Consider the following 26,185-nt stretch of genomic DNA (forward strand, 5'->3'; position numbering starts at 1 on the left):
GAATACTTTATTATATTTTTCTAAACGAAAATTCAAAATACATTTAACAATATAGGCCACAATGTTTATGTCCAGTTTGGATTTCAATGCTATAATAAAAAGATACTAACCACAGAAAAACAAGTTCTAAACAAAGGTAAGCATTCTATGGAAAAAGAAATTTTCGAAGCCGAACAGGCTCATTTAACCCAAACCTACAACAAGCTCCTTGCCATGAAGGAGAACCTTGAAAGCAGGATCACTGCCCTTAATGAGCAGGCAACAGATGATAAAAACGATATCCGCGACAACATCAGATTCGACTATGCAGATGCAGAGACCACCATGGAAACTCTTGCAGAAATCGAGGTTTGGAATCGTTATATCGATACATATAACGTAGAAAGTAATTCTCTTGATAATCGTCTTGAGACAGTAAATAAGCTTCTGGAATCCCCTTATTTTGCGGAGATAAGGCTGCAGTACGAAGAGGACGAGGAGCCTGAAAACTACTATATTGGTCGTGCTGCTGTATCAGAAAACGGCTACGAGCAGATGGTCATTGACTGGCGCTCTCCCATCGCTGAAGTTTACTACAATCAGGAAATCGGCCACACCAGCTACATGGTAGAGGACAGAGAAATCCCTGTAGACCTTCAAATGCGCAGACAGTTTGATATCACAGGCAACAAGCTAAACGCTTACTTTGATACCCGGATTGCCATTGAGGATCCCATGCTGCTTCAGTCACTGTCACAGACTCACTCTGACAAAATGCAGGCTATCACTGCTACGATCCAAAAGGAGCAGAATACTGTCATACGCTATCCTGATGTTCCCGTGCTTTTGGTAAACGGTATTGCAGGCAGCGGTAAAACCTCTGTTTTGCTGCAGCGCATCGCTTATCTTTTTTATCAAAAAAGAGAAACCCTTCGTCCCGATCACGTATGTCTCATGACCCTCAATCCTGTTTTCAGAGATTATATCGACAACGTCCTTCCAGATCTTGGAGAGACAAATCCCCTGACCATTACCTGGCAGGAATTTCTCGAGATGGTGGATGTTCCTTTTTCAGGCGAGGAATATGATTACTCTGAGGCAGATAGCCTAAAAAAGATTCACGACACTATACAGACACTGGCACCGGAGCCGGAGGACTTCCTTGATATCAGACAAAAGGACAAGACTGTTATGTCAAAAAGTGAAGTCTTTTCCGTGATTAAAAAATTCAAGCAGTTTCCTATGGGAGTTCGTCTCATTCAGACCGCCTCAGATGAACTTGAGCACAGAGCAAAGATTGCACTTCATAACCTGGATGATAACTCCTACAACGAATCCGGCAGTAGCGCAAAATCTGACTCTGCTGAGGATAACCGCATAGAGAATGATTTTGGCGGTGCCCTTAGCTGTATCAGGCACTGCGGCTTTATAAATGTCATGCATGTGGCACAGCGAATACTCGGCACTACCAATATCACCGCTGCCGAATGGCTCTATACCAAGATGGAACTTACCGGGGAATGCGACAGAAACATGCGCTACGTCATGATCGATGAAGTCCAGGATTACACCATGGCTCAGATGATGGTGTTCAAAAAATATTTCCCAAATGCCAGATTTATGCTCCTTGGAGATGAGTTTCAGGCAATCCGTGAAGGCACTATAACCTTTGCTGAAATAGAGGAAATGACAAGGGCTGAGAAAAAGAACTTCGTGACTTTGCCTCTTATGACAAGCTACCGAAGCTCGCCTGAGATCACAGATATGTTTGCATCAATACTTCCCGATGAAAAGAAAATGATGGTTTCTTCCGTTAAGCGTCCCGGCGAAAAAGTTTTTGTAAAGGCCTGTTCAACGTATAAGGAATACTATAAGGAACTTTCAAAACTCATCGCAGAATATGAGAAAAAAGACGGACTTACGGCTATCATCTGCAGAAATCACTTTGCTATTGATAAGATTGCAGAAGCTCTTGGTGACAAGGCTCCCATTACTATTGAAGAGGAAGACTCTCTTCCAAAGAGCGGTGCCTTTTTAATAGAATTAAAGCTGGTTAAGGGACTTGAATTTGATAACGTCATTTTGGCAGATGCAGACTCAGAGTCATATCCTGATAATGAGCTTGGAAAGCATTGTCTTTACACCGCAATTTCCCGCGCAACAAGGCGCCTTTCAATTTTGGCAAAGGGAAAGCTTGCAGATAAAATAGTCAGTTAATCCCGAGGGTATGAGCCAGGCAATCAGCCTTCGTAAGGATATAAAACAACACAACATTTTACTTAGTAAGGCAGGAGGATTTTTACATTGAAAAAAGAAGATTTACAAAAGCTACTTAATGACATGTCACTTGAGGAAAAGATCATGCAGCTGGTGCAGCTCCCCGGACAGGCTTTCGAGGATGACGCAGCAATTACAGGTATTGCCGATGCAGAAGTATCAGCAAAAGTAAAGCAGCTTGCAGGAAGCACCCTTGGACTCCACGGTGCTGATAAGCTCAGAAAAATTCAGGAGGAATATGTAAAGAACCATCCTCATCACATTCCTCTTCTTTTCATGCTGGATGTAATCCATGGTCACGACACAGTTTTCCCCTGCCCTCTTGGTCAGGGTGCAACCTTTAATCCCGAGACTTCAAAGAAGGGTGCACAGATTCAGGCAAAGGAAGCCGCTGCAGACGGTATTCATGTAACCTTCTCTCCCATGGCAGACCTTGTAAGAGATGCACGTTGGGGACGCGTAGTTGAATCAACTGGCGAAGATCCCTACCTTAACGGCAAGATGACAGCCGCAATGGTAGAGGGCTATCAGGGCGATTCTATTGCAGACCATGACCACGTTGCTGCCTGCGTTAAGCACTTTGCAGCTTACGGCGGATCAGAGGCAGGAAGAGATTACAACAATGTAGAATTATCGGAGTATGCCCTTAAGGAGCAGTATCTTAGAGCATATAAAAAGACCGTTGATGCCGGAGTTAAGATGGCAATGACATCTTTCAATACTCTTAATGGAATTCCTTCTTCAGGAAATAAATGGCTTATGCGCGATGTCCTCAGAAAAGAAATGGGCTTTGATGGCATCCTCATCTCCGACTGGGGTGCAATCGGCGAGATGGTTCCCTGGGGTCTTGCAGCAGATCTTAAGGAAGCTGCTCACCTTGCAATCGAGGCTGGCGTCGATATCGACATGTGCACAGAGAGCTATGGCTTTAACCTTGCAAAGCTCATCGAGGAAGGAAAGGTTGATGAGAAGCTTGTGGATGAAGCAGTGCTTCGCGTTCTTAATCTGAAAAACGAGCTTGGTCTTTTCGAAGATCCTTATCATGGCGCTTCAGAAGAAAAATATAAGGAGATCACATTCTCAGAGGAAAGCCGAGAAGTTGCAAGAGCTGCCGTTCGCGAGTCTCTTGTCCTTCTTGAAAACAAGAATAACGCTCTTCCTCTTAATTCAAAAAAGCTTGCCATTATCGGTCCCTATGTGGATGAGAAGAACCTGCAGAGCTCATGGGCTATAACCTGCAATGCTGATACAAACGTAACCTTAAAACAGGCCTTTACTGAAGCCTTCGAGGGCACAGATACTGAGATAAGATTTGCAAACGGCTGCACTCTTCTTGATGAAGATGCTGACCTCGGATTTGTTCATTCTCATCTTGATAATTTTGTAGCTGACAATGAGAAGCTCCTTGCAGAAGCCCTTGAAGCAGCTGATTTTGCAGATACCATAATCATGTGTCTTGGCGAAAGTGCTTTCCAGACAGGTGAGTCTACCAGTAAGGCTGAGATAAAGCTCCCTGAGATCCAGCTTGAGCTCTTTAAGAAAATCAAGGCTACAGGCAAGAAAATCATCACTCTTATCTTCAACGGAAGACCTCTTGACCTTGGCGATTTACCGGAAAACTCTGATGCTCTTATGATCTGCTTCAGACCGGGAACTGAGGGCGGACACGGAATCGCAGATGTACTTACAGGAAAGTTCTCACCTCAGGGTAAGCTTCCTATGAGCTTCCCCTACTGCGTAGGTCAGGAGCCTCTTTACTACAACAGCTTTAACACAGGAAGGCCCAAGCCCACAGACCGCTACTCAGCTTTCACAACAAGATATCTTGACTGCCCTAACGAAGCAAGATATCCCTTCGGATATGGTCTTACCTATTCTGATTTTGAGATTTCAGAAGTAGCTCTTGATAAGGCTGAAATGAAGAAAGCAGAAGGAATCTCCTCTGCATCAGCCACGCCTTCGCTTTATGCTGGCGGTGACAAGATTGTCGCTACTGCTACTGTTACAAACAAAGGAAATACAGAGGCAACCCAGACAGTTCAGCTCTATATAAGAGACCTTGTTGGCAGCAGAGTCCGTCCTGTTAAGGAGCTTAAGGGCTTTAAGAAGGTAACTCTTGCTCCAGGTGAAAGCGCTGATGTGAGCTTTGAAATCACAGAAGATATGCTGGTATTCTTTACTTTGAATAACGTATTTGAAACTGAAGCAGGTAAATTCAAAGTGTTTATCGGATTTGATTCCGCTACAGAAAACGCTGCGGAGTTTGAGCTTAAATAAGTTCAAAAGTACTGCGTTAGGTGCTATAGTAAGCGTCAAAAGCATTTGCCGCTTACTATAGTGCTCCGCAAGGATGCGCACTATCCAATTTTAATATACTTACTTGTCATCACCTGATGACTCCTCCACAAGGACAAATCTGTCATCAGGCTGCTTGCATCTTGGGCAATAATCAATGTCCCTGATGCTCTTGCCTTCCTTTTCCTCATCAAAAATGTAACCGCATGCCATACATTTGTAAACTGCCATAAGTACCTCCTTAATGCGCATATAATGGATTGGCTTCTCTGATTTTCTTTCCGTAAGAGTTCTTTAATTATTCACTGTCTTTACGGGAAAAATCCGAAATAAGCTTCATCTTCTTTTCCCGGGACATTTGCTTTATGTGCCATTCCCTGCTCATGGCTTCTTCCTTTGTATCGAAAGCTTCAAAATAAACAAGCTTTACAGGAAGTCTTGGCTTTGTGTATTTGGCGCCTTTTCCTGCATTATGGTCGCTGATGCGCTTATCAAGGTCATTGGTCCAGCCGCAGTACAGGCTTCCGTCTGAGCACTCTACAAGGTATGTGTATGCTTTTTTCATACACCAAAAGCCCCCTTAATTCTCTCATATTCATCATCGGTTATGCTCATAACTGTCCCATGCTTAAAGCCGTAGGGGAACAAAAACTCCGCATCGCTTCTCACAAATCTTCCGGTAGAAATATCCTCTGTAACAAATGGAATATATCCCTGCTTGTCCTTGTCGCAGCCATAATAGTCAAGCATAACGCACCATCTGCCATCGCTTAATTTAAAGCAGGTAGGCGCTTCAAACTGGCCCAGCTCCTCCTTTTCAATTTCCTCGTCAAAGGCAGGCATTCTCTCATATTCCCCGATAAGCGAAGTGCTTCTGTGGAGCATGATGTGGTTGGGTTCAAAATCACTTTTTATAAACCTGTAGTAGTAGCCATCTGCATACACGATGTTTGAGTCAATTATCCCCGTATTCTTCTTGGAGCAGAGAATTTCAGGCTTGGAAAAGGTCTTGAAATCCTTGGTTTTAGCGTAGTAGATAGCTGTGTAGTCAGGATCATTTTCAGTATTAAAGCTGCTCCAGTGAACCATGTAATCGCCATTTTCTTCATCTGCAATTATTTCCGGAGCCCAAACGCAGCCAAAGCTGTCATCCACAAGCTTTATAAGCTCCTGCTCCGACCAATGAACAAGGTCCTCGGATTCCCATTTGGATAAATAGGGACTTCCGTTGTGGTTCACCTCTTTCCAGTCAGAGTGATATTTTGTGGCAAAATTATTGGCAAGACTAAGATCGGTTGCAAGGATAATAAAACCGCCATCCTTTTTTCTGAAAATCACATGGTCTCTTACGCCGCATTCACCAAGAGTACTTGTTAAAACAGGCTTTCCGCCGTTTACTGCTTCCCATTTAAAGCCGTCCCCAGAAAGGCCAAAGTAGACCTGTTCTCCATCCGGGGTGGTCTTTTCCCTGAAATGCACAAATAAGTAAGCCCCCATTATTTAAAACCTCCCATGTTTTTCACTGCTCATTTTGATACTCATCAATTATTTTATTCAGCTCATGATATGGATTATCGATAAGTCTGATTTCATCATTAAGCTCTAACAGCTTGTCCTCTTCTGAGTTCCATAAAGGCCATTCCTCAAGACTAATTTCAGCGTCGCTTCCCTTGTTTGGATCTCCTGTTTTTGAAAAGTTAGTCCAATAGGTCTGCATTTTTTCAGAAAGCACATAATCACTCTCATCATACATTCCGGGGTGGTAGTCCAGATTGCCGTAGGCGTAGACCATCTCACCTGCGTGATTGTTGCTAAGATAATTATTGGTCTTAGTGAAAAAATACTGATACACGGGTCTGCCCTGCTGTTCCATGTATTTACTCCACACATTGTGACTGTAGGAAAACCATGCATCGCTGTATATGTAGTTCAGGCTGCCCTTGGCTTCACCCTTTGGATCAATGATAAAATAAGAATCTCTTTCTACCTCTCCGGGAGGAAGGAGCTGCACTGCCTTCGCTGAAAAATCGCCAAGTATAGGTTCTAAAAGCTCCTCATAGTTTTCCTTGGTTGCCTCGGTATCCAAAAGAAAGGCATCAGCCTCCTTAAGGTTTGAACCGTTAAGAAGCGCCTGCTCGTGATTTTCTCCCTTTTCATAGGTAAGATAGGGCTGCTCAATAATTGCATAGCCGTCCACACACATATCACTGTTCTGGGATGTGGTGGTTACAAGCTTATCCGCTTCTATTTTTCTTAAATCACTTACGTTGGATGCGCCAAACTCAGTTAGAATTTCTCTGCCGGTATCCAGGGCTTCTGACATATCCCTAAAAGTATGATAGGGCTTTTTTGCAGCTATTCCGCTGCTTTCAGCAATAGCTCTTACAAAAAGTTCCTCTGTCAGAGGTGATACGCACAGCGCATTCACTGAGGATGAACCTGCTGATTCTCCTGCAATAGTAATATTGTCAGGGTCTCCGCCGAAGGCTCCGATGTTTTCATGGACCCACTTAAGAGCCATGATCTGGTCAAGAAGACCATAGTTTCCGGTGGTTCCATTTGGGGATTCTGCCGCCAGCTCTTCGTTTGCCATGTATCCAAAGATTCCGAGCCTGTAGGCAAAGTTTACGAAGATTACCCCTTTTTCTGCAAAGCTCTCTCCGCGATATTCTGTGTAATAAGAATAGCCTGTTGTAAGTGATCCACCATGCACAAAGAAAACTACGGGAAGAGGCTCCCCATTATAATCGGCAGGTCTGTAGACGTTAAGATACAGGCAATCCTCACTGACCTCATCCCTGTACTGATCCTTTAGCGAAAACCTGTAATCATGAGTTCCAAGAATTTTCGACAAAGAAGAATACCAAACTGCAGATGTCTTCTGCATTGCCATAGGTCCATAGGTATCGCAGGCTCTTACTCCATCCCAGCTTTCTGCTTCCTGAGGCTCCTTCCATCTAAGTTCGCCCACAGGTGCCTTCGCATAGGGAAGCCCTGCAAAAACCTCCACCTGTCGCTTTTCATTTACAACACCAGTGAGGTCTCCCTGAGATACATGAACCACCTCAGTAGCTTTGGGATTTCTTACATCCACAGCAGCAACTCTTTTTACAGGCGGCTGTGTACAATAGTAATTTACTCCAAAAAACATCAGCAAAATAAGGAACAGTCCCCCTGCTTTTATTGCATTCCATTTGCTCTTGCTTTTCAGATGTCTTCTCATAAAAAGCAGGCTGCCTGCAAGAATTACTGCAACAGCCCAGCCAATTAATGTGTTTTTAGATAGTTCAAGAAAAAATAAATATAAAGCTGTAATTATGAAAATGAATATTGTGTATGCCACCTGTTTTGCCTTTCATGTTTTAAAACTGCATTCATGCTACCCATTTTGTACCCCTGTAGGTCCAAAGTTATGTACATAAATCCTATGTCTTTGAACTTAGTGAAGATAGCATTTCGCATATCTTCTGCAGCAAGTCTTGTTATGTCCTCCGCAGGCACTTCGATTCTTGCAAGATTACCATGAAGACGCACACGCTCCTGAATAAAGCCATTCTCAATAAGGAACTGTTCCGCCTGATCAATCATGTGAAGCTTTTCCTCTGTAATCTCTTCGCCGTACACAAACCTTGATGCAAGGCATGCATAGGCGGGCTTACTCCAGGTGGGAAGCCCCATGGCCTTGGATATTTTCCTTATATCATCCTTGGTAAGTCCTGCTTCTCGCAAAGGGCTTGTTACCTTAAGTTCCTCAACTGCCTTAAGTCCCGGTCTATAATCACCCAGGTCGTCCATATTGGAGCCTTCTGCCACATATTCTATTCCGTTCTCCTTTGCCACCCTTTTTATCTCAGAAAAGATCATCTTCTTGCAGTGATAGCAGCGGTCAGGATGATTGTGTTTAAAGGCTTCCAGCGTTAGTGGGTTCACCTTGCAGATGACCTGCTTTATTCCCCGCTCCTTACAAAAGTCTGTGGCTTCCGCCGCTTCTCTCTCCGGCACAAACACCGCAGAACCGGTGATGGCAAGGGCCTTATCTCCAAGAACCTCTTTTGCAACTACCAGCAAAAATGTTGAGTCCACGCCTCCCGAAAAGCCCACAGCAAGGGAGCCAAGGCTTTTGATGTAGTCTTCAAGCTTATTTAGTTTTTCCTGCAAATCCCCTGAAATGGGTTCGTTTGTTTTTATCATAAAGTCCTCTAAGCCGTACTGACACTTATTAAAATCTGTTTTTCACATTTCGCTTGGAAGTGTCTCCGCTCTGTTCGCGATGTTCTGCTTGAAGTTGATGATGTCGTGATTATACTCTTCATCCATGTAGCTTGAATGAATGAGGAAGTCAGCAGTAGCCTTATTATTTGCAAAAGGAATGTCGTAAACCTGTGCAATTCTCATGAGCGCCTTAACATCGGGATCATGAGGTGCTGCCGTAAGCGGATCTGAGAAGAAAATTACAAAGTCAATTTTTCCTTCTACGATCTTGGCACCAATCTGCTGATCACCGCCAAGGGGACCTGAATTGTAGCCCCTTACCGGAAGGTTTGTGGCATCCGTAATCATACGTGCCGTTGTTCCTGTTCCGCAAAGGAAGTGCTTCTTAAGTGTCTCAGCATTATCCTTGCACCACTGTATAAGCTCAGCCTTCTTGCCATCGTGGGCAATAAGCGCAATATTTTTCTGTTTTCCTATAGTAAGAGTAATTGTATCTGTCATACCCTTATCCTCCTTGTTTTTATTGATATTCTTACTTATTTTTCATTATACAAGCTTGCCTCTGCCGTATACAGTCGCTGACAAAAAAAGTATACAAAATATATGTATTTTTCTATCTTATATACCTGTCTCCGAGTATTCATACAACACCACAAATGTAAAATGGAATCTAATATTTATATTTTCCAGCAGAAACTGCTTCGGGTTCTTTGCCTGGTAGTTCCACAACTGCTGTGGTATTTGCAGGGATGGTTATCTCGTATTCGTATGAACCATCTTCCTTTTTCTTCCAGCCACAGGAGACCTTGCCGTAGGCGCTGTCATAGCTTGCTGAGGCGTGAGTAAAGTGGCCGCCGGGTACAGGCTTTATTATGAAAAGATTCTCATCCGCAACCTTAATTCCGCACATCTCCTCAAAGATCCACTCGCAGACAGCACCCTTTGAATAGTGGTTTAGGGATGCGATTCCGCCGCCTTTTCCGTTGTCAGAATCGGGGCCTGCCCAGTCCTCCCAGATAGTTGTGGCTCCTGCCTTTGGCATGCAAAGCCAGCCGGGACGTTTCTCATTTTCAAGAAGTTTGTAGGCATATTCGGGATCAATTTCGCTAAGCACATATAAGATAAAAGGTGTCGATAAAAATCCGGTTCCCACTCTCCAATCGTAGTTATCAAGAGCCTTAATAAGCCTTTCCTTTGCAAAAGCCGTGTCCTTTTCATCAAGGAGTCCAAAGTACAAAGGTCTTACAAGCCTTGCCTGTCTGTCAGTATCAAGGGTGTACTTTGGAAGGTGACGCAGCTTTTGATAGGTGGCCTTAGCTCCGTCTCTATACTCTTCGTAAAGCTGGATATCATCTGTCTTTCCCAGTTCCTCTGCTATTTCCACCATTACATCCATGACATAGTACAGATAAGCTGTAGCCTCTTCAGGTCTTGAGGTCATAAAGTCCTTATAGGTGAGCTTATGCACATCCTCAGGCTCAGCCCACTCTCCGTAGTGCTGCCCCATGTTATAGAGATATTTGGAGTCAGCCTTCTGAAGCCCTGTCTTTTCTGAAACCAAAAACTGCTTTTTTCCTGTGCGACCGATCATGTACTTCGCATACTTTTTCATATTTTCGTAGTAATTCTCGATTATTGACCTGTCGCCGTACTTTTTCCAAAGTCTGTAGGGAATGAGGATTCCTGCATCTGACCAGCCAACTGAGCCGTTCATTACTCTCATGTAGCTGTCGGTTCCGCCCTCTGGAGCAATCTGCGGAAAGTTCCCGTCATCCCCCTGCCAGTCGCAGAGGTCGTTTTCAAACTTAAGCGCAAAGGGCAGATAGTTTGTCATATATGTAGCCGTGTTCAGGAAAAGCTGCGCATCTCCCGTCCACCCGTGGCGCTCTCTTGTGGGGCAGTCTGTAGGCAGATCTGCCGAATTATTTTTAAGGGACCACAAGGTGTTTACCACGAATTTATTTAAAAGTTCATTGGAGGAGTTAAACTCATAGGTGGTCTCAAAATCAGAGTATACCGCGATCGCCGTAAAATCAGAGGGATTTATATCAAAATCAGTTTCCACCTCGATGTACTGAAAACCAAATATTGCAAACCTTGTCTTGTATTCGTTCAAACCATCCCTGCAAAAATACTCCACCTGCTGAAGGGGCGTTATCAGATTCTTTCTTACGCACTGGATATTTTTCTGGGTGAATTCGCCATCTCTCATAAGCTCGCCAAAACGCATAAAAATGCGCTGGCCCGCCTTGGCATTTAGCTTAAACTCAACAATTCCTGCGATATTCTGCTTAAAATCAAGGACCTTCTTACCGGAAGGCGTGGTGATAAGCTCAGGATCAGATAACCTTTCATGCTCTGTCAAAAGGAAGTTATTGGAAGCGGTGGGAACAACGTTGTGGCTAGTAACCTTCGCCTTGCTCCAGTTCACATTTTCAAATGACTCTTTCCTCGCATCATAAATTTCGCCGTCCTTATTATCGGCAAACCTGACGGGACCTTCGTTTGTCCAGAGAAAAGAATCATCTGTGCCAATTACATCGCAGCTTCCATCCTCATAGAAAACCTCTATCTGTGCAAGAAGCTTTGTCTCAGAACCGTAGTAGTTTTTCATGGCCCAGGCACCGACGGAGCCCCTGTACCAGCCATCTGCCAGCATGAAAAACAGCTCGTTTTCGCCTGATCTGATACTGTCTGTAATATCCACGGTCTGGTACTGAATGCGCTTTCTATAGTCAGTGATTCCGGGAGCCAGCATGGACTTTCCGATCTTTTCTCCGTTAAGCTTTCCTTCATATAAGCCGCAGGCGGTCATGTATGCCCGTGCCTTTTTTACCTTTTTATCTGAAGGAAGAGTAAAGCTTTTCTTAAAACAGTCTGCGGGATATCTTGTTTTCTTTTCAGGAACATAATCTCCTGTTATCCATTTTGATGTCCAGTCGCTGCCTGAGAGAAGTCCCATTTCGAACTGAGCTATTTCGCTGATTTCTCCCTGAACATCATTCTCATCCCAAAGCTGAACCTGCCAGAAAACTTTGGTTCTGCTAGTTAGCGCATCACCCATCCAGGAGATAAGGTGCATTCTGTCTGATGAAACCTTCCCTGTATCCCAGAGAATCGTTCCTCTGTCATCAAAGGCCTTTATCTGATAGGCACTCTGTTTTTTGCCGCCCTCGCATACCCAGCTAAGTCGCGGTTTTCTAATATCTATTCCGATTGGATTTTTCAAGTATTCTGTTCTTAATCTGGTCGCTTTCATTTTCATCCATTTCCTAACATGTCATCTATAGTTCTGATAAGCCTTGAAGCGTTTATCTCAAGCTGCTGCCTGGATAGTTTTCCATCCTTAAGGGCCTTTACCACATTCTCGAAATCCTTCTTACAGCCCGGCATGAAAAGATCACCGCCTGCTGCCGCTACCTCATTTGAAAGGGCGTTACGATAGATTGATTTTTTGCTGTCCATTGCGCTGATAACCCAGTCTGTCATAACGATGCTCTTAAAGCCGTATTCTGCCCTTAAGATATCCTCGATAAGACCTCTGTGCTCAGAGGTGTGTGTTCCGTTAAGCAGGTTGTAGCTTGTCATAACGGCCTTTGGCTGGGAATTTCTTACGCAAATTCCAAAGCCGCGAAGATAAATCTCGCGCATAGCACGCTCGCTTACATGGCTGTTGTTGCAGTATCTGTTGGTCTCTGCATTGTTGGCCGCATAGTGCTTTATGGTGGTACCGCAGCCCTTGTGCTTCTGAACGCCTTCTGTAATGGCTGCTGCCATAAGTCCTGACACCAGCGGATCCTCAGAGTAGTACTCAAAATTTCTTCCGCAAAGAATGCTTCTGTGAATATTGAGAGCAGGGGCAAGCCAAAGGTTTACTCCCATCATCTCCATCTCGCTTCCAACCATGTCTCCGAAAGCCTTTGCCAGTTCGAGGTTAAAGCTCTGGGCTATGGCTGTGCCGATAGGGATTCTCGTAGCATAATGCTCCTTTATAACAGTATCCTTAGGTGTTTTACTCCCGCCAACAAGCTTCTTTGCGATAAATCTCACAACAGGATTCATTGCTTCAAGCATACTCTCGGGAATCATGCCCGCGCCGCTTGCGCTGTGGGCTCCGCTCTCATCCTCGTAGTACTGTTTTGCAATTCGAAGACCCGCAGGACCATCTGCCATAATAAGAGGTTTTACCCCTTAAAGTCCAAGCTGTGATGTGGTCTCTCCTGCTGCCCCTGCAACGTGTGTTGCAGCATTTCCGATTATGCTAAGCCCCTTTGTATTTACATCGAAATTACCTATCGCAAAGTATGAAAGCTCTTCATCGGTAAAAGATTTAACTCTTTCATCGATTTCACCCAAAACACCATATTCAACTTTGCCGCAGGGAATATCCTTTGCGCTGATACTGATAACCTTCACATCAGAAGGGACCTGCTCTGCACCATTACCAACAACCTTCGCATCAGAGGAAATCTGCTCTGTGCCGTTTCTTTCAATTCTTATATCCTTAAATCCCGGATCGCCAAGGACATTTTTCGCCTTAAGAGTAGTGGCAGTTTCGTCCAGCTTTGCCACAGCGATAACCTCAGTATCCGCCGAGCTGTTTCCTACTCTTATGATGTAATCGCCCTTTTCAAGGATGTATTCTGAATTTTCTTCATCATAGGATGCCAGATCAGAAAGCCCAAAGCTCATTTCAAGCTGCTGACTCTCTCCAGGCTTTAAAAGTGAAGACTTTGCAAAGGAGGCAAGCTCCTGATAGGCCTTACCCAGCTTTCCATCAGGGAGAGATACGTAGGTCTGAACTACCTCTTTTCCGGGAAAACTTCCTGTATTCTTCACGGTGACCTTTACAGTAAAAAGATCGCCTTTAGAAATCACATCATCTGTTTTAATCTCAAAATCTGTGTAGGATGTTCCATAACCAAAGGGGAACAGTGGCCTTTTACCCACGGTATCAAAATACCTGTAGCCCACATAGATTCCCTCGTTGTAGTTTGTGTCGTTCCAATCGCCGAAGGTTCCTTCGCTGCTGTAATCTTCCCATGTGGCCCAGGTTGTGGTCAGCTTTCCGGAAGGGTTCTTCTTTCCAAGAAGGATATCCGCAAGAACGCCACCGCAGTCTATTCCAAGCTGCGATAAAAGCAAGATGTTTCTTACTTCCATCACAGGAGATAAGTCCACAACTCCGCCCACATTAAGGACCAGCATGAATTTCTCATATTTTTTATTGAGGGCAAGGATGTCTCTTACCTCAGATTTTGCAAGCTTCACATCACCCTCAAGAGCTGTGCGATCGCTGCCCTCGCCTGAGTTTCTGCTAAGGACGTATATAGCCGCATCACCGTTCCCATCAAGAGAAAGCTCATGCCAGGGCTCTCTCATTTCCTTACCCATGGTGTACATGATGGCGTTTTCGTGCTTTTCCTTGGCTTCTTTTTTCAGTTCTTTATAAAAAGCCTTCTTGGCTTCTTTTCTTACAAGGTCGTATTCATCAAGCCACTTCTTGGTGGTGATCGCAAAGCCGGCCTTTTCAAGCCCCTGCTCTATTGTGTATGAAAACCTGGTATTTACTTCACCTGAACCTGTTCCGCCCATGACGGTGTATCTGATTCCTGCGCCGTAAGCAGCTATTTCCCCCGTCTTTTCCAAAGGAAATGATCCGTCTGTTTTTAATAAAACCGTGCATTCTGCTGCATTTTCCTGTACCAGATTAAGGTGCTCTTTTTCATACTGCTGCATAATTCCTCCGCCCTGCAAAGTCAGTTCTTTGCCTCTTTTCTCATCCTTGTCTGTTCTCTTAATTCAGGCAGCTTTGCCTCTAAATCAAACATAGCTGTTAATATAAACATTATAACGAAAAGAGTTAACGGAATATAGATAGAAAATGCGTAAATAGCCTGTCTTACCGCAGGTGTGAGAACCTCCGCCATACCATCATAGGACGGCACCGTAAACAGCGCTATAATCACCAGTGCTGCAGGAATTGCCATTCTCAAAATCCATGGCCTGTACTTCTCTTTTCCAGGCGCAGTGTGATCTACTATATTACCCATAATTATATCCGTAAATGCGTCTATAATCTTTGTGATAAAAAATACCGTTGCTACGGCTCCTGCTGCCATTCCGACCTTATCAGTGTAAAAGTAAGTCAGCTGACCAACCAAGCCAGCTATGGAATTAAGTGCAAACTGTCCCAAAGAGTCTGCAAAGTAATCCCCTTTTCTCATAACCTTCCGGACACCGAATTTGTCCAGTCCCAATGCCTTTTTCGACATAATGCGTAACCTCCTGATTCAACTCTTTCTGTGTCTGCGCCACTTGCCGCAGTTCTCTATACTTACATTTTAGAGGAGGCCACCCTGTATTTATTGTAACTACGTGAAATTAATTATAATTTTGTGTCACCATACATCCAGTTCGCTTACAACCTTTGGATACTCCCTTATTTCGTCAGCCTCATGAAGGGGATTCCAAACCTGTGCAAAAAACTTGTCCTTATTTGCTTTCATTCCATAGTTCCAGGATTTTCTCTCGCACTCATCACACCAGTGACCGCCTTCTTCATATCTTCTAAAGTAAGTTCCGATTCCGGCTTAGACTCATCATAACCGTGATCGATATGTACAACCTTGTTACAGTCCGTGAAAATTCCTTGTTGCCACATACTTTGGCTCTATCACAGGGTCCAGGGACGTAAAGCCCATTTTTCCATACATTATTTTGTACATATCATAGGTACTTATGCGGCAGTTCTCTCCGCCGCCGATGTTGTAGATATGTGACTTGTCCGAGATGAGCAGATCCACATTTTATCTGCATTATCAGGATCAGTTTGAGCTTCTTGAAGACATAGAAAAAGAGGTTCTCGAAAAAACCTTCGAGAACCTCAGTAACATTAACAGTCCCATGAATACGATGGAATCCATTGAGTTATTTTTAAATTATGTAAAAGATCACGGTACTACCTTTGGCATTCTGCTCTGTCAGCCGGAAAATGAACGCTTTCAGGAAAGCATTATTTCAGGTGTCCAGAAGCATGTGCAGGCATGTCGTAGGAATCTTTAGAATGGCGCTTCAATGCTTCTTCCTTTCTCCTACTATAATATTCACGCCTGTTCGGAATATTATCCTCGTGTTTTCCTATATCCGCAGGCTTTACATTTTTCTTAGTATATATATCTTTATATATGCAGCACCTATAAAAATTCCACGGTATAAAAAAAGAGCAGAATAAATCTGCTCTTTTAAACTCAATCATACTTTTTGCTGTTGCATCTGGGATAATTTCTAACCGAGAATGAATGCTGGTTCTTATTCATATATGATGTGGACTTAAGGAAATAGGTATAAAAAATCTGAGTATTACCATCTGTTCCATCCGTTATGGGATCATCCCAGGTCACATCTATGTGATACCACTTTCCGCCGATCTTAACCATGTTCCAGGCATGACCTCCACCATTTGCCGTTCCTGTTACAACGACGCAGGCCACACCATACTCATCCATCATCTTCTTGAAGGCAAGGGCATACCCCTGACAAACACATTTCTTATCAAGAAGTGCGCCTTCAACTGTGTATACCTTATATGGAAGTGTTCTCTTTAAATAATTCTTATAGTCGTAGGAAATGTTCCTGATCATCCAGTTATGTACCGCTCTTACCTTTTCGTAGTCGGACATCTTCTTGGATATCTCGAGCTTCTTAACCTGCTTTACACGGTTCTGAACACTCTTTTTATATACATTAACCTTATAGGAAAAGGTTCCGTAAGCGTTGCTCGCTGTAATGACCGCTTTTCCGGACTTCTTTGCTTTTATCCTGCCGGTAGCATCCACGGTTACCACCGAATTCTTGGAGCTGGTCCAGACATAATCATCAAAAACAGTGTTGCATACAGGCTGAACAAATTTATCTCCTGCAAGAAGATAAACATTCTTTTTAACAAAGCCTTCCTTTTCATTTCTTGTTACAAAGGCTCCTATAGAATCCGCAATTTTCTCGGCACTGCTGTCCTTAAAGGGTGTGACTATGTTCTTAAGAGCGTCACAATTGCGGACCGAATACTCCTCCATCCGGGTATCGCCTTCAAAGACGATGTAACGGAGATTCGGATTTTCATAAATCGCCCAACTTTCAATGCTTTTTACTGTAGCCGGAATGCGAATTACCTGTACATAAGAATTTTCATATATGGCAAAGCTGCCCAGCTCAGTGATCTCTGAAGGAATCGTAACCACTGCCTCAGTGCCATAATATCTTGCACCGCCAAAACCGCCATAGCTTGTCCAGCCCTCCGGCAGTTCTCCGGCCTGCTGCCCTATTTTAGTAGTAGTGATCTTCGCACTGGCTGTGATTCCTGACTGAGCCGGCACACCTGCAATAAGTATGGCCGCCAGTGCAAGCGCAAAGACTTTCCCTAATCTTTTCTTCATCATAATAAAATCCTCATTTGCATATTAAAGCAATCTAATTATAACTGCTTTTTCCTAAAGTGTGAAGCAAATTCGTTTCCGCTAGCGTAAAGTTTTTGTAGGATTAATTGAAAAAGGGGATTTCCTTCATGGTATAGTTGATATTTGGGTGTGCAAGCCTAATACAACTAAATGGAGGAGTCCCCTTGTGTTAAATAGTATACAGCATTTTATTGAGAATGGAGTACCAAATCTTCAGGAGGCATCAAAAGTTTTTTCAGAGGATCCAAGAGACTTTGCAGGCTTCATATACAAGGTCAGGAATGAAGCGCTTCAGATGGCGTTGGATTATATTTCTGAAACCCTTACAACCTGCAACCAGATATTAAAAGACAGTCCTGTGAGAAAGGAAAAATGGGAAGTGGTAAGGACTGACGAGAAGGCCCTTATCACCTCAATTGGAAAGGTTATATTTTCCAAAACATTGTTTAAGAACAAGGTAACAGGAGAACGCAGATATCTACTGGATGACATGCTTTCATTTGACCCTCATGAAAGGATGTCAGAAGATGCCATAGCACAGCTCTTATCAGAGAGCGTCCAGACCTCTTATCATAAAGGTGGACAAGCAGCAAGCATCCTTGATGAGGTCAGCAAAGAGACTGTAAAGGATAAGATACATGCTCTTGAGTTCCCCAAGGAACAGAAAAGAAGAGGCAGAAAACGCAAGGTTGAGTATCTGTATATAGAGGCTGATGAAGATCATGTGTCGCTTCAGTTCCAGAAAGAAAAGGGGGATCTCCAGGTCAACCAGTATGGAAGAAAACTCAATGGAATGATAAACAAACTTGTCTATGTACATGAAGGCATTGAAAAGGATGCTCCCAAGAGTACAAGACATCACCTTGTTAATGCCCATTTCTTCTGTGGTTCTTATGAAGGCAAAGCAAACAGTGAACTCTGGGACGAAGTCTACACATATATTGACAATAACTATGACATAAGCAGCATAAAAAGGATATACCTCGGAGCAGATGGTGGAGCCTGGATTAAGGCTGGAGGAAAAAGGATAAGTGGCATCACATATGTGATGGACGAGTTCCACCTCAAAAAATACCTGATAAAGATGACAAATCATTTGATGGATAGTGCTGATGATGCCAGAAAGCTTCTCTGTGAAATGATCAAGGATGGAAGTAAGGAAGATTTCCTGTCTGTGGTAGATATGCTTGAATATCATGCCTCAAACGATAAGGAAATGAAACGTATACAGGAAGGCGCTGATTATATACTTGATAACTGGTCTGCAGCCAAGACAAGGCTTAGATACAGGAGGATTCCTGGATGTAGTACTGAAGGTCATGTCAGTCATGTCCTGTCAAAAAGAATGAGCATGACTCCAATGGGCTGGAGTCGAAAAGGCGCTGATAAGATGGCAAGACTCAGTGCCTATACATGGAACAAAAGGGATATGCTGGAACTTGTGCGCTATCAGAAGACAGTAATGCCTAAGGCTGCCGGAGCAGAGGAAGCAGAGACTGTAGTGGCTCAGGTAAAAGACAAACAGCATTCCCATCCGGCGTGGGGAAAGTATGTCGATAGCATACAGGTAGAGCTTAGTGCAGAACTGAAGAAGTGGATGAGCATCGGAATGCATAACTACATCTGGAAACTGTTCTAAAAGGAAGCCAGAGGCTGACGCCTCTGCCCTTGAATAAAGTGCGCCAGAGCGCACACCTATCCTTGATCTGCTTGACTACAGAATATCTGCCATGGAATGCCTGTCAACCCCGCAGCCGCTTCGCGGTGCGCACAGCGCAGGGTTGACTGGTATTCCATGACAGATAAAGTAGTCAACAAGCAGACCAAGGATTAGAATGACAGCCTTGAACTGTCATCCAACCAGGCGCTATAATGAGTAAGGTTTGAACATCTGAACTGATCACAGGAGCAATCTACCCTTTCAAATCCTACAGTAAATTTACGCCGTCTTCGTTTCCCTTAAATGTTGGCATATCTGCTCTTTTTTTGTATAATTATGCTTGGTGTTTATCCAAGGGGAAGCCACTAATCATGTTTTTTCCGGATACCATGCCAAATCTATGATAAGAAGATGAGATAAATATGGATAACAAGCTTAATATCTACAACACACTTACTAAGAAAATCGATACCTTTGTGCCTAACGAGGACGGCAAGGTTGCTATGTATACCTGCGGCCCCACCGTTTATCACTTCGCACATATTGGAAATCTGCGCACATATATCTGTGAGGATATTCTAGAGAAAACTCTTCGCTATATCGGATATGATGTAAAAAGAGTAATGAATATCACTGATGTAGGACATCTTTCAAGCGATGCCGACACAGGTGAGGACAAAATGCTGGCAGGTGCAAAACGTGAGCATAAAACTGTCATGGAGATCGCAAAATTCTACACAGATGCATTTTTCTCTGACTGCAAGAAGCTCAACATCAAGACTCCCGATGTGGTAGAGCCTGCAACAAACTGCATTCCCGAGTTCATTCACATGGTAGAGTCTCTTATTGAGAAAGGCTTTGCCTATGTTGCAGGTGAGAATGTTTACTTCGATACTTCAAAGCTCACTGACTACTACGTTCTTACAGGTCATAACGAGGAAGACCTCTTCGTTGGCGTAAGAGATGATGTAAGTGAAGATACCAATAAGAGAAATAAGAACGACTTCGTTCTCTGGTTCACAAAATCCAAGTTCGAAGATCAGGCCCTTAAGTGGGACAGCCCCTGGGGTGTTGGATATCCCGGCTGGCACATTGAGTGCTCATGCATTTCCATGAAGCACCTTGGCGAATACATGGACATCCACTGCGGCGGTGTTGATAATATTTTCCCTCACCACACAAATGAAATTGCGCAGAGTGAGTCATTCCTTGGACACAAATGGTGCAACTACTGGTTCCATGTACATCACTTAAACGACCAGACAGGAAAAATGAGCAAGAGTAAGGGCGAATTCCTTACAGTTTCTCTTCTGGAAGAAAAGGGCTATAACCCTGTTGTTTACAGACTTTTCTGCCTGCAGAGTCACTACCGCAAGCCTCTTCAGTTCTCCTACGATGCACTGGATCAGGCTGCAGCTACCTATGATAAGTTAAAGAAGAGAATTCTTTCACTTTCAGATGACGGCGAAGTTGACGAGAAGGTATTTGCTGAATACAGAGCTAATTTCGAAGCTGCTCTCTGCTCAGATATCAATACCTCAAGTGCCATCACTGTTGTATATGATGTACTCAAGGCCGATACAAATGATAAGACCAAGAAGGCACTTATCAAGAGCTTTGACGAGGTTCTCTCTCTTGATCTTCTTAAGGCCGAGGAAGCATCCTCTGAGGTTGATTCAGACCTTGCCGCTTACGTTGAAGAAATGATCGCTAAACGTAAGGAAGCAAAGAAAGCAAAGGACTTTGCAGCTGCCGATGCTATCCGCGACGAGCTGGCTTCAAAGGGCATCACTATAAAGGATACCCGTGAGGGAACAGTCTGGGAGAAGGCTTGATCCATATATTCTTTGATGAGTTTTTAGCGCTCTGCACACAGTTGTGCAGAGCGTTTTTATTTTCATTTGGCTGACTCAATATTTATTTTCATATAAGAATAATTTACTTTGTTTTAATACTTATCGACTTTTTCAGGACTTATAATATAAACGTAATATTATATGCTTCGCAACTATATTTAGGCTATGGAATTCTTTAAAGACTTGAAAAAAGACTGATAGTCTATATTGCTATTTCATACATCTGTCTCGTCATTTCAACCTTTGCCGGGGCTACATATTTTATTGTCCTTTTTTCACCCCTGGTAACTCTTCTATCCTTTGCACTTTGCTATAACTGTGCCGAGGGTGTTCCTGAATTTGGATGGAACATCCTGTGTTTTGGCTTCGGTATCCTCTGCTGGGGAATTGGCGATTTATGCAAGCTATTTACAGTTTATGCCCTTCATTACTTATGTCAGGGCCCTTGGATATTTCTTCGTAAACTTTTTCATGATAATGCTGGCAATTTATCTTCTTCGCCTCATTAAAGGGCTGACTATAAAAAAGGGTACCACCCTTATTCCTTTGGGTATTTTTTCCTATATAGTTCTGGATTTCCAGTACACCTATGTAGAGGCCCTCGGTCTTGATGCCGAAAATGTTTTCATGGACCTTGTTTATATACTGTGCATGATACTAATGTCTCTTGGCGCTTACTTCCAGGAGAAATATCAATATGAGTTTGGCCTTCGTTCCTATGAGCGAAATAAAAAGTCCAAGAAGCGTCTGATGCTGGGTGTAATATGCATATCAGCAACAGACCTTGCGCTGTTCCTTATACATTTCCTGTCCGAAAACGAATTTTTCTACATCCTCATAGCTGTGATGGGCTACTGGATTATGACTGCCACCTTCGAAAATACTCAGCTTGATGAATCGCTTCTTGAAAGCGAGAAAAACCTGAATAAAAGGCTTGAAGAACAGGTCGCACAGAAAACGCAGGATCTTAAGGTAGCAAACGACAACCTGAAAAGACTTTCCTCCACAGATATCCTTACAGGCCTGTATAACAGGCGCTACAGCACTTCTTTTATTAAAAATCTCACCGCTGACTATGAAAAATCCAGACTCTTTTATGCACTCCGGTGGAGCTTGATACCTACAGCTTCAATCTGTCAGGAAGTATCGGAATATCGCTGTATCCCAAGGATTCGTCAAATCCCGATATTCTTCTTCAATACGCTGATGCAGCCATGTATATGGTAAAGGCCAGCACCAAAAGAGATAACTACAAGTATTTTGATAAGGCCCTTGTTCCATCAGTTGCACGGCATAATAATCTTCAGGAGCTTTTGGAAAATGCCGTTCCGGAAAATGATTTTGTGCTGCACTATCAGCCCCTTGTAAACACGGAGACAGGAAAGATTTTCGGTGCAGAGGTCTTTCCGCGTCTTAAAACGGAAGCATCCTTTGAATATTCAGCAGACGAGCTCATCCCTGTCGCTGAAGATGTTGGACTTATGGGAAAGCTGGGAATCTGGATTGTCAGGGAAGCACTCTCCCAGTTCACAAAATGGAATGAAAAATACAATACAGAGTTCTATATGTCAATAAATTTATCTGCTTTGCAGCTTCTGGATTCAACCTTTATATCATTCCTAAAAAGCGAGTCCACAAGAGTAAAGTTCCCTCTATCCAAGATGGGCCTTGATATAAGCACAACAGTTATGTTATAAAGCTTTCACACTCTCTTATCGAAAGAGCAGACAAGGACGATAAAGCCCTTCTCCTTGCGAAATCTATCCAGTCTATGGCAGATACCATGGACATCAAAACCTGCGCCGTTGGCGTAGAAACCTCCTCCCAACTCACAAAGATGCAGGACATTGGCATCTTCATCGCCCAGGGCTTCTACTTCGGCAAACCCTGCACCGCCGAGACCTTCGAAAGCAGCTTTCTGGTCAAATCACCATCACCGGAAAAATAAGAAACCCGGGGAACCCCTGCGGTCATTTTCAAAAATCTTCGGTGCGGGCGATTTCTACACATAGTTAGCATAATCCGGTAGTCTGTGGTATCATGTTATTCGTAGTTTACGTAAGAGGGAGGATTTGTAATGTCCAAGTATGTTATCAGCTGCTGCTCCACCGCAGACCTGAATAAGGAACACTTTGAAAAAAGAGATATAAAATATGTTTGCTTTCACTTTGAGATTGACGGTAAGCAGTATTTAGATGACGGTAAATATCCAATTGCGGATTTTTATAATGATATGGCTAAGGGTGCCATGACAAAAACATCCCAGGTAAATACCGAGGAATATATAGAGCACTTCAAGCCTTTTCTTGAAGAGGGTTTTGATATACTTCACCTTACACTTAGTTCGGGAATATCCGGTTCCATAAATTCTGCTAACATTGCAGCCGATATTCTCTCAAGTGAATTTCCCGGAAGAAAAATCTACATAGTCGACTCACTTGCAGCATCCTCAGGCTTTGGTCTTCTTATGGATGAGCTTGCTGACAGAAGAGATGCAGGAATGAGCATTGATGAGCTCCGTGACTGGGCTCTCGAGAACAGACTTAATATCAATCACTGGTTCTTCACAACAGACTTAACCTACCTTGTACGCGGAGGAAGAGTTTCAAAGGCAGCCGGTTTCTTTGGCGGAGCTCTTAAGATCTGTCCTCTTCTCAACGTTGATTTTGAAGGTCACCTCATTGCAAGAGCCAAGCTTCGCGGAAAGGCTGCAGTTATAAGAGCCGCTGCAAACAAGATGCTGGAATGTGCTGATGGCGGTGCAGATTATAACGGAAAATGCTATATTTCCCAGTCAGCCTGCAGAGAGGATGCGGATGCACTTATTGCTGAGATAGAACAGCTTATACCTAACATGAAGGGAAAGATTGAAGTCTATGATATCGGTACCACAATCGGAAGCCACACTGGCCCCGGAACCGTAGCACTTTTCTTTGTCGGTAAAAAGCGCGTTGATTAAATAGTTTCCAAATACAAAACAGCCGGATACTTCGTTATGAAAGTATCCGGCTAATATTTTGCTTAACTTCTTATTCCTGAACCTCTGCGATAACGTAGAGTCTTGTATCGTCGGTTCTGAACATTCTTGTATCCTCACCGTAGCCTGTTCCGCCATAGTCAGGTCCAAGACGTACCCCGCAGCTGTTTGCTACTCCGCCTGTTGTTGTGATTTCTTCCTTCTCACTCTGCATCTTGTAGAATTTATCTATCATTCCATGGATGATTCCATTCTGTTTAACATGAATGGGAGCCATTGTATTTATAAGGCTTCCAAAGGCCTTGATATTGATCTTAACCTGACGGTTAGCGATTCTGTAAACCTTGTCAGGATCAAGTCCCATTGTTCTGAGAGCGAGATAATCATCGTTAGGTCTGCACTCCTTCTGGAAAATAAGTGCCACAGCCAGCGATTTATCCTTTGATACTGCCATAAAGCGATACTTATCAAGTCTGTAGAAATCGCCATACTGGAATACCTTTCTCCACTCCTTATAGAAAGCAACCTGATCTGCCACCTGCTTTTTCTGTTCATCTGATAACTCGCTTAAGTTAAGCTCATATCCAAAGCAGCCAAAGGCAGCTACTGAGAATCTTGTCTCAAGAGGCACGGTATGCAGTGTCTGGTGGTTAGGACATGCTGATACATGAGCACCAAAGGTATTAACGGGATATCCGTAGCTGTAGCCCCTTTGAATATCCATTCTGCATACTGCATCTGTATCATCACTTCCCCAAATCTGCGGGAAGTAGCTTAATATACCAAGATCAAATCTGTTACCGCCTGATGAGCATCCCTCAAACAAAATCTTAGGAAATTTCTTTGTAAGCTCGCCCATAACTCTGTAGAGGCCAAGGTAATATCTGTGGGTAAATTCCTTCATCCTGTCAGCGGGAAGCTCTCTTGAAAAGGTATCAGAAAATACTCTGTTCATATCCCACTTGATATAAGAAATATTTGCCGATGAAAATACTTTACTCATGGCATCTATGATGTAATCCTGAACATCTTTCCTTGTGAAATCAAGGATCATCTGATTTCTTCCAAGTGAATGGGGTCTGTTCGGAATTCTCACTGCCCACTCAGGATGAGCTCTGAAGAGATCTGAGTCCTCGTTTACCATCTCCGGCTCAACCCAGAGACCAAAGCTCATTCCAAGACCGTTTATCTTATCTGCAAGTCCCTTTAATCCGTCCGGAAGCTTTTTGGTATTTACTGTCCAGTCACCAAGACCTGCCTTATCATCGTTTCTCTTGCCAAACCAGCCGTCATCAAGAACAAATAATTCAATGCCTGCCTTAGCTGCATCCTTTGCAATTCTAAGAAGCTTACCCTCATCAAAGTCAAAATAGGTAGCCTCCCAGTTATTTATAAGGATAGGTCTTTCCTTATCTCGCCACTCTCCGCGAACGATGTGCTTTCTGACAAAATCGTGCATCCTTACGCTCATCCCATGGAAGCCCTTATCAGAGAAGGTCATAACTGCTTCCGGAGCCTCGAATTTCTCACCTGCTTCAAGAGTCCATGAAAAGCCTGTAGGCTGAATTCCGCTCACAAAGCGTGAAAGGAAGGTCCCGTTTGCGGAAAGCGCACTGTAATGGTTACCACTGTAAATAAGATTAAGACCATATACATCGCCTGCCTCTTCCGTGGCATCAGGTCCGCTTATCATAGTAAAGGGATTACTTCTGCTTCCGGACTCGCCTGCTGAGATTTCCTCATTAACTACTTTTCCTGCAGTACAGATGCTGTCAGACATATTCATCTCATCAGCCCAGCGTCCGTGGAAGCTTGTAAGCTTAAGGCCAACCCTCTGGAAATCCAGCTGATTGGATAACAGCCTGTCAACAACTATCTTTTCCTGGCTGTCGTTATATAAAACTGAAGTACGGGTAATTGTGTCACACTCGGGATAGACCTTATAAATGAGATCAAGACGAAGACCATACTCCTTGTCCTTAAGTGTAAGTACAAGCTGAGCTGCCTTATCTATAGTCTCATCATTAAATTTAAGCTCCTGCCCATCGTCATAGGAGCTTGGAAGTGTATCAAGTTTTGAAATATCATCAAGAATTTCTGCGCTCTCAAAAAGAAAATCACTGGTCAGAGAGCCGTCAGCGTGTGATACCTCGATCAGAGGCTCGCGAATATCGCCTTTTCCAAAGGAAGACATCTCAAGCGGCATAACCTCAAGACAAAGCGGATAGTGATCAGGCGAATATACGATCATGTTTCCGCCTTCGTGACGATGCTTTATTTCCATGGCCTTAGCCATCTGAAGGACTATTTTTTTGTCCTCCTTATCAGCCCTTAAAAGCTCCTCATACTGCCCCCTGGAAAGAATGGATTTCCCATAATGAAGGTGCTCCACATGACCTGATGGAAGCACCTGAAGAAAATAGCTGCTGTTTTTTGTCTGCAGCAGAAATACGTTCTCATTTCTGATTATCAT

At 43.5% G+C, this 26,185-nt stretch carries 22 protein-coding genes; 9 read left to right on the forward strand and 13 right to left on the reverse strand.

Translation table 11 applies throughout. The features are described 5' to 3' along the window. Window positions 1-147 precede the first annotated feature (147 nt). Window positions 148-2,196: a HelD family protein gene (locus G608_RS19860; protein WP_035794658.1), complete on the forward strand. Its 2,049-nt coding sequence runs from the start codon at window positions 148-150 to the stop codon at window positions 2,194-2,196. Window positions 2,197-2,283: 87 nt separating this feature from the next. Then, a complete protein-coding gene (gene bglX, locus G608_RS0104400; protein ID WP_026495016.1) occupies window positions 2,284-4,533 on the forward strand; it encodes a beta-glucosidase BglX in 2,250 nt (749 codons plus the stop codon). Between the two features lie 99 nt (window positions 4,534-4,632). On the opposite strand, the gene G608_RS23130 is transcribed toward bglX, so the two are convergent. The 11 genes from G608_RS23130 to G608_RS23530 all read right to left on the reverse strand — a co-directional run bounded on the left by G608_RS23130 (window position 4,633) and on the right by G608_RS23530 (window position 15,569). Further along, window positions 4,633-4,782, reverse strand: coding sequence for a hypothetical protein (locus G608_RS23130; RefSeq protein WP_155833215.1), 150 nt, complete (start codon window positions 4,780-4,782; stop codon window positions 4,633-4,635). Window positions 4,783-4,849: 67 nt separating this feature from the next. Further along, a complete protein-coding gene (locus G608_RS0104410) occupies window positions 4,850-5,116 on the reverse strand; it encodes a GIY-YIG nuclease family protein (protein ID WP_026495017.1) in 267 nt (88 codons plus the stop codon). Continuing rightward, complete coding sequence (locus G608_RS0104415) at window positions 5,113-6,048, reverse strand: glycoside hydrolase family 43 protein (protein WP_026495018.1); 936 nt, start codon at window positions 6,046-6,048, stop codon at window positions 5,113-5,115. Before G608_RS0104415 ends, G608_RS0104410 begins: the two co-directional genes overlap by 4 nt. A 22-nt stretch (window positions 6,049-6,070) precedes the next feature. Further along, the gene (locus G608_RS0104420; protein ID WP_242829332.1) at window positions 6,071-7,774 is read right to left on the reverse strand and encodes a carboxylesterase/lipase family protein; all 1,704 of its coding nucleotides are present in this window, start codon (window positions 7,772-7,774) and stop codon (window positions 6,071-6,073) included. 92 nt (window positions 7,775-7,866) lie between these two features. Further along, window positions 7,867-8,742: an ATP-dependent sacrificial sulfur transferase LarE gene (gene larE / locus G608_RS0104425; RefSeq protein ID WP_051208831.1), complete on the reverse strand. Its 876-nt coding sequence runs from the start codon at window positions 8,740-8,742 to the stop codon at window positions 7,867-7,869. A 42-nt stretch (window positions 8,743-8,784) separates the two neighbouring features. Further along, the gene (locus G608_RS0104430) at window positions 8,785-9,264 is read right to left on the reverse strand and encodes a methylglyoxal synthase (RefSeq protein ID WP_026495021.1); all 480 of its coding nucleotides are present in this window, start codon (window positions 9,262-9,264) and stop codon (window positions 8,785-8,787) included. 169 nt (window positions 9,265-9,433) lie between these two features. Continuing rightward, window positions 9,434-12,022 carry a family 78 glycoside hydrolase catalytic domain gene (locus G608_RS0104435; RefSeq protein ID WP_026495022.1) on the reverse strand — a complete coding sequence of 863 codons (2,589 nt, stop codon included), beginning with the start codon at window positions 12,020-12,022 and terminating at the stop codon, window positions 9,434-9,436. A 2-nt stretch (window positions 12,023-12,024) separates the two neighbouring features. Then, the gene (locus G608_RS23830) at window positions 12,025-12,936 is read right to left on the reverse strand and encodes a glycoside hydrolase family 3 protein (protein ID WP_242829333.1); all 912 of its coding nucleotides are present in this window, start codon (window positions 12,934-12,936) and stop codon (window positions 12,025-12,027) included. 18 nt (window positions 12,937-12,954) lie between these two features. Continuing rightward, window positions 12,955-14,502, reverse strand: coding sequence for a glycoside hydrolase family 3 C-terminal domain-containing protein (locus G608_RS23835; RefSeq protein ID WP_242829334.1), 1,548 nt, complete (start codon window positions 14,500-14,502; stop codon window positions 12,955-12,957). A 20-nt stretch (window positions 14,503-14,522) separates the two neighbouring features. Further along, the gene (locus G608_RS0104445; protein WP_026495023.1) at window positions 14,523-15,038 is read right to left on the reverse strand and encodes an MFS transporter; all 516 of its coding nucleotides are present in this window, start codon (window positions 15,036-15,038) and stop codon (window positions 14,523-14,525) included. A gap of 357 nt (window positions 15,039-15,395) precedes the next feature. Continuing rightward, window positions 15,396-15,569, reverse strand: coding sequence for a hypothetical protein (locus G608_RS23530; protein ID WP_196810127.1), 174 nt, complete (start codon window positions 15,567-15,569; stop codon window positions 15,396-15,398). On the opposite strand from G608_RS23530, the gene G608_RS0104460 reads away from it, so the two are divergent. Further along, window positions 15,556-15,828, forward strand: a complete 273-nt coding sequence (locus G608_RS0104460) for a hypothetical protein (RefSeq protein ID WP_026495024.1) — start codon at window positions 15,556-15,558, stop codon at window positions 15,826-15,828. The two genes, G608_RS23530 and G608_RS0104460, sit on opposite strands and share 14 nt — an antisense overlap. A 185-nt stretch (window positions 15,829-16,013) precedes the next feature. On the opposite strand, the gene G608_RS0104465 is transcribed toward G608_RS0104460, so the two are convergent. Then, window positions 16,014-17,201, reverse strand: a complete 1,188-nt coding sequence (locus G608_RS0104465) for a transglutaminase domain-containing protein (RefSeq protein ID WP_026495025.1) — start codon at window positions 17,199-17,201, stop codon at window positions 16,014-16,016. Between the two features lie 184 nt (window positions 17,202-17,385). On the opposite strand from G608_RS0104465, the gene G608_RS0104470 reads away from it, so the two are divergent. The 6 genes from G608_RS0104470 (at window position 17,386) to G608_RS0104490 (ending at window position 23,694) form a co-directional block, all read left to right on the forward strand. Beyond that, complete coding sequence (locus tag G608_RS0104470; RefSeq protein WP_026495026.1) at window positions 17,386-18,858, forward strand: ISLre2 family transposase; 1,473 nt, start codon at window positions 17,386-17,388, stop codon at window positions 18,856-18,858. 443 nt (window positions 18,859-19,301) lie between these two features. After that, window positions 19,302-20,714 (forward strand): cysteine--tRNA ligase, encoded by a 1,413-nt coding sequence (gene cysS / locus G608_RS0104475; protein WP_026495027.1) that lies wholly within the window; start codon window positions 19,302-19,304, stop codon window positions 20,712-20,714. A 381-nt stretch (window positions 20,715-21,095) separates the two neighbouring features. Further along, window positions 21,096-21,962, forward strand: a complete 867-nt coding sequence (locus G608_RS23840) for a hypothetical protein (RefSeq protein ID WP_242829335.1) — start codon at window positions 21,096-21,098, stop codon at window positions 21,960-21,962. Continuing rightward, on the forward strand, window positions 21,893-22,432 hold the full coding sequence (locus G608_RS24105; RefSeq protein WP_442852211.1) for an EAL domain-containing protein: 540 nt from the start codon (window positions 21,893-21,895) through the stop codon (window positions 22,430-22,432). The genes G608_RS23840 and G608_RS24105 overlap by 70 nt, the downstream gene beginning before the upstream one ends. A gap of 17 nt (window positions 22,433-22,449) precedes the next feature. Beyond that, complete coding sequence (locus G608_RS24110) at window positions 22,450-22,683, forward strand: EAL domain-containing protein (RefSeq protein ID WP_255345316.1); 234 nt, start codon at window positions 22,450-22,452, stop codon at window positions 22,681-22,683. 129 nt (window positions 22,684-22,812) lie between these two features. Beyond that, entirely contained in the window at window positions 22,813-23,694 is an 882-nt protein-coding gene (locus G608_RS0104490; RefSeq protein WP_026495030.1) for a DegV family protein, read from the forward strand. A gap of 70 nt (window positions 23,695-23,764) precedes the next feature. Here the strand turns inward: G608_RS0104490 and G608_RS0104495 are convergent, their stop codons facing one another. Continuing rightward, window positions 23,765-26,185 (reverse strand): alpha-galactosidase, encoded by a 2,421-nt coding sequence (locus tag G608_RS0104495; RefSeq protein WP_026495031.1) that lies wholly within the window; start codon window positions 26,183-26,185, stop codon window positions 23,765-23,767.

Origin of the sequence: Butyrivibrio sp. WCD3002 (genome assembly GCF_000424265.1) — a bacterium.
Lineage (GTDB): Bacteria > Bacillota > Clostridia > Lachnospirales > Lachnospiraceae > Butyrivibrio.

Bases quoted from the DNA above. Each gene is read 5' to 3' on its own strand.
- G608_RS19860 (WP_035794658.1), top strand. From the start codon at position 148: ATGGAAAAAGAAATTTTCGAAGCCGAACAGGCTCATTTAACCCAAACC.
- G608_RS23130 (WP_155833215.1), bottom strand. From the start codon at position 4,782: ATGGCAGTTTACAAATGTATGGCATGCGGTTACATTTTTGATGAGGAA.
- G608_RS0104410 (WP_026495017.1), bottom strand. From the start codon at position 5,116: ATGAAAAAAGCATACACATACCTTGTAGAGTGCTCAGACGGAAGCCTG.
- G608_RS0104415 (WP_026495018.1), bottom strand. From the start codon at position 6,048: ATGGGGGCTTACTTATTTGTGCATTTCAGGGAAAAGACCACCCCGGAT.
- G608_RS0104420 (WP_242829332.1), bottom strand. From the start codon at position 7,774: ATGAGAAGACATCTGAAAAGCAAGAGCAAATGGAATGCAATAAAAGCA.
- larE (WP_051208831.1), bottom strand. From the start codon at position 8,742: ATGATAAAAACAAACGAACCCATTTCAGGGGATTTGCAGGAAAAACTA.
- G608_RS0104430 (WP_026495021.1), bottom strand. From the start codon at position 9,264: ATGACAGATACAATTACTCTTACTATAGGAAAACAGAAAAATATTGCG.
- G608_RS0104435 (WP_026495022.1), bottom strand. From the start codon at position 12,022: ATGAAAGCGACCAGATTAAGAACAGAATACTTGAAAAATCCAATCGGA.
- G608_RS23830 (WP_242829333.1), bottom strand. From the start codon at position 12,936: ATGGCAGATGGTCCTGCGGGTCTTCGAATTGCAAAACAGTACTACGAG.
- G608_RS23835 (WP_242829334.1), bottom strand. From the start codon at position 14,502: ATGCAGCAGTATGAAAAAGAGCACCTTAATCTGGTACAGGAAAATGCA.
- G608_RS0104445 (WP_026495023.1), bottom strand. From the start codon at position 15,038: ATGTCGAAAAAGGCATTGGGACTGGACAAATTCGGTGTCCGGAAGGTT.
- G608_RS0104460 (WP_026495024.1), top strand. From the start codon at position 15,556: ATGAGCAGATCCACATTTTATCTGCATTATCAGGATCAGTTTGAGCTT.
- G608_RS0104465 (WP_026495025.1), bottom strand. From the start codon at position 17,201: ATGATGAAGAAAAGATTAGGGAAAGTCTTTGCGCTTGCACTGGCGGCC.
- cysS (WP_026495027.1), top strand. From the start codon at position 19,302: ATGGATAACAAGCTTAATATCTACAACACACTTACTAAGAAAATCGAT.
- G608_RS0104490 (WP_026495030.1), top strand. From the start codon at position 22,813: ATGTCCAAGTATGTTATCAGCTGCTGCTCCACCGCAGACCTGAATAAG.
- G608_RS0104495 (WP_026495031.1), bottom strand. From the start codon at position 26,185: ATGATAATCAGAAATGAGAACGTATTTCTGCTGCAGACAAAAAACAGC.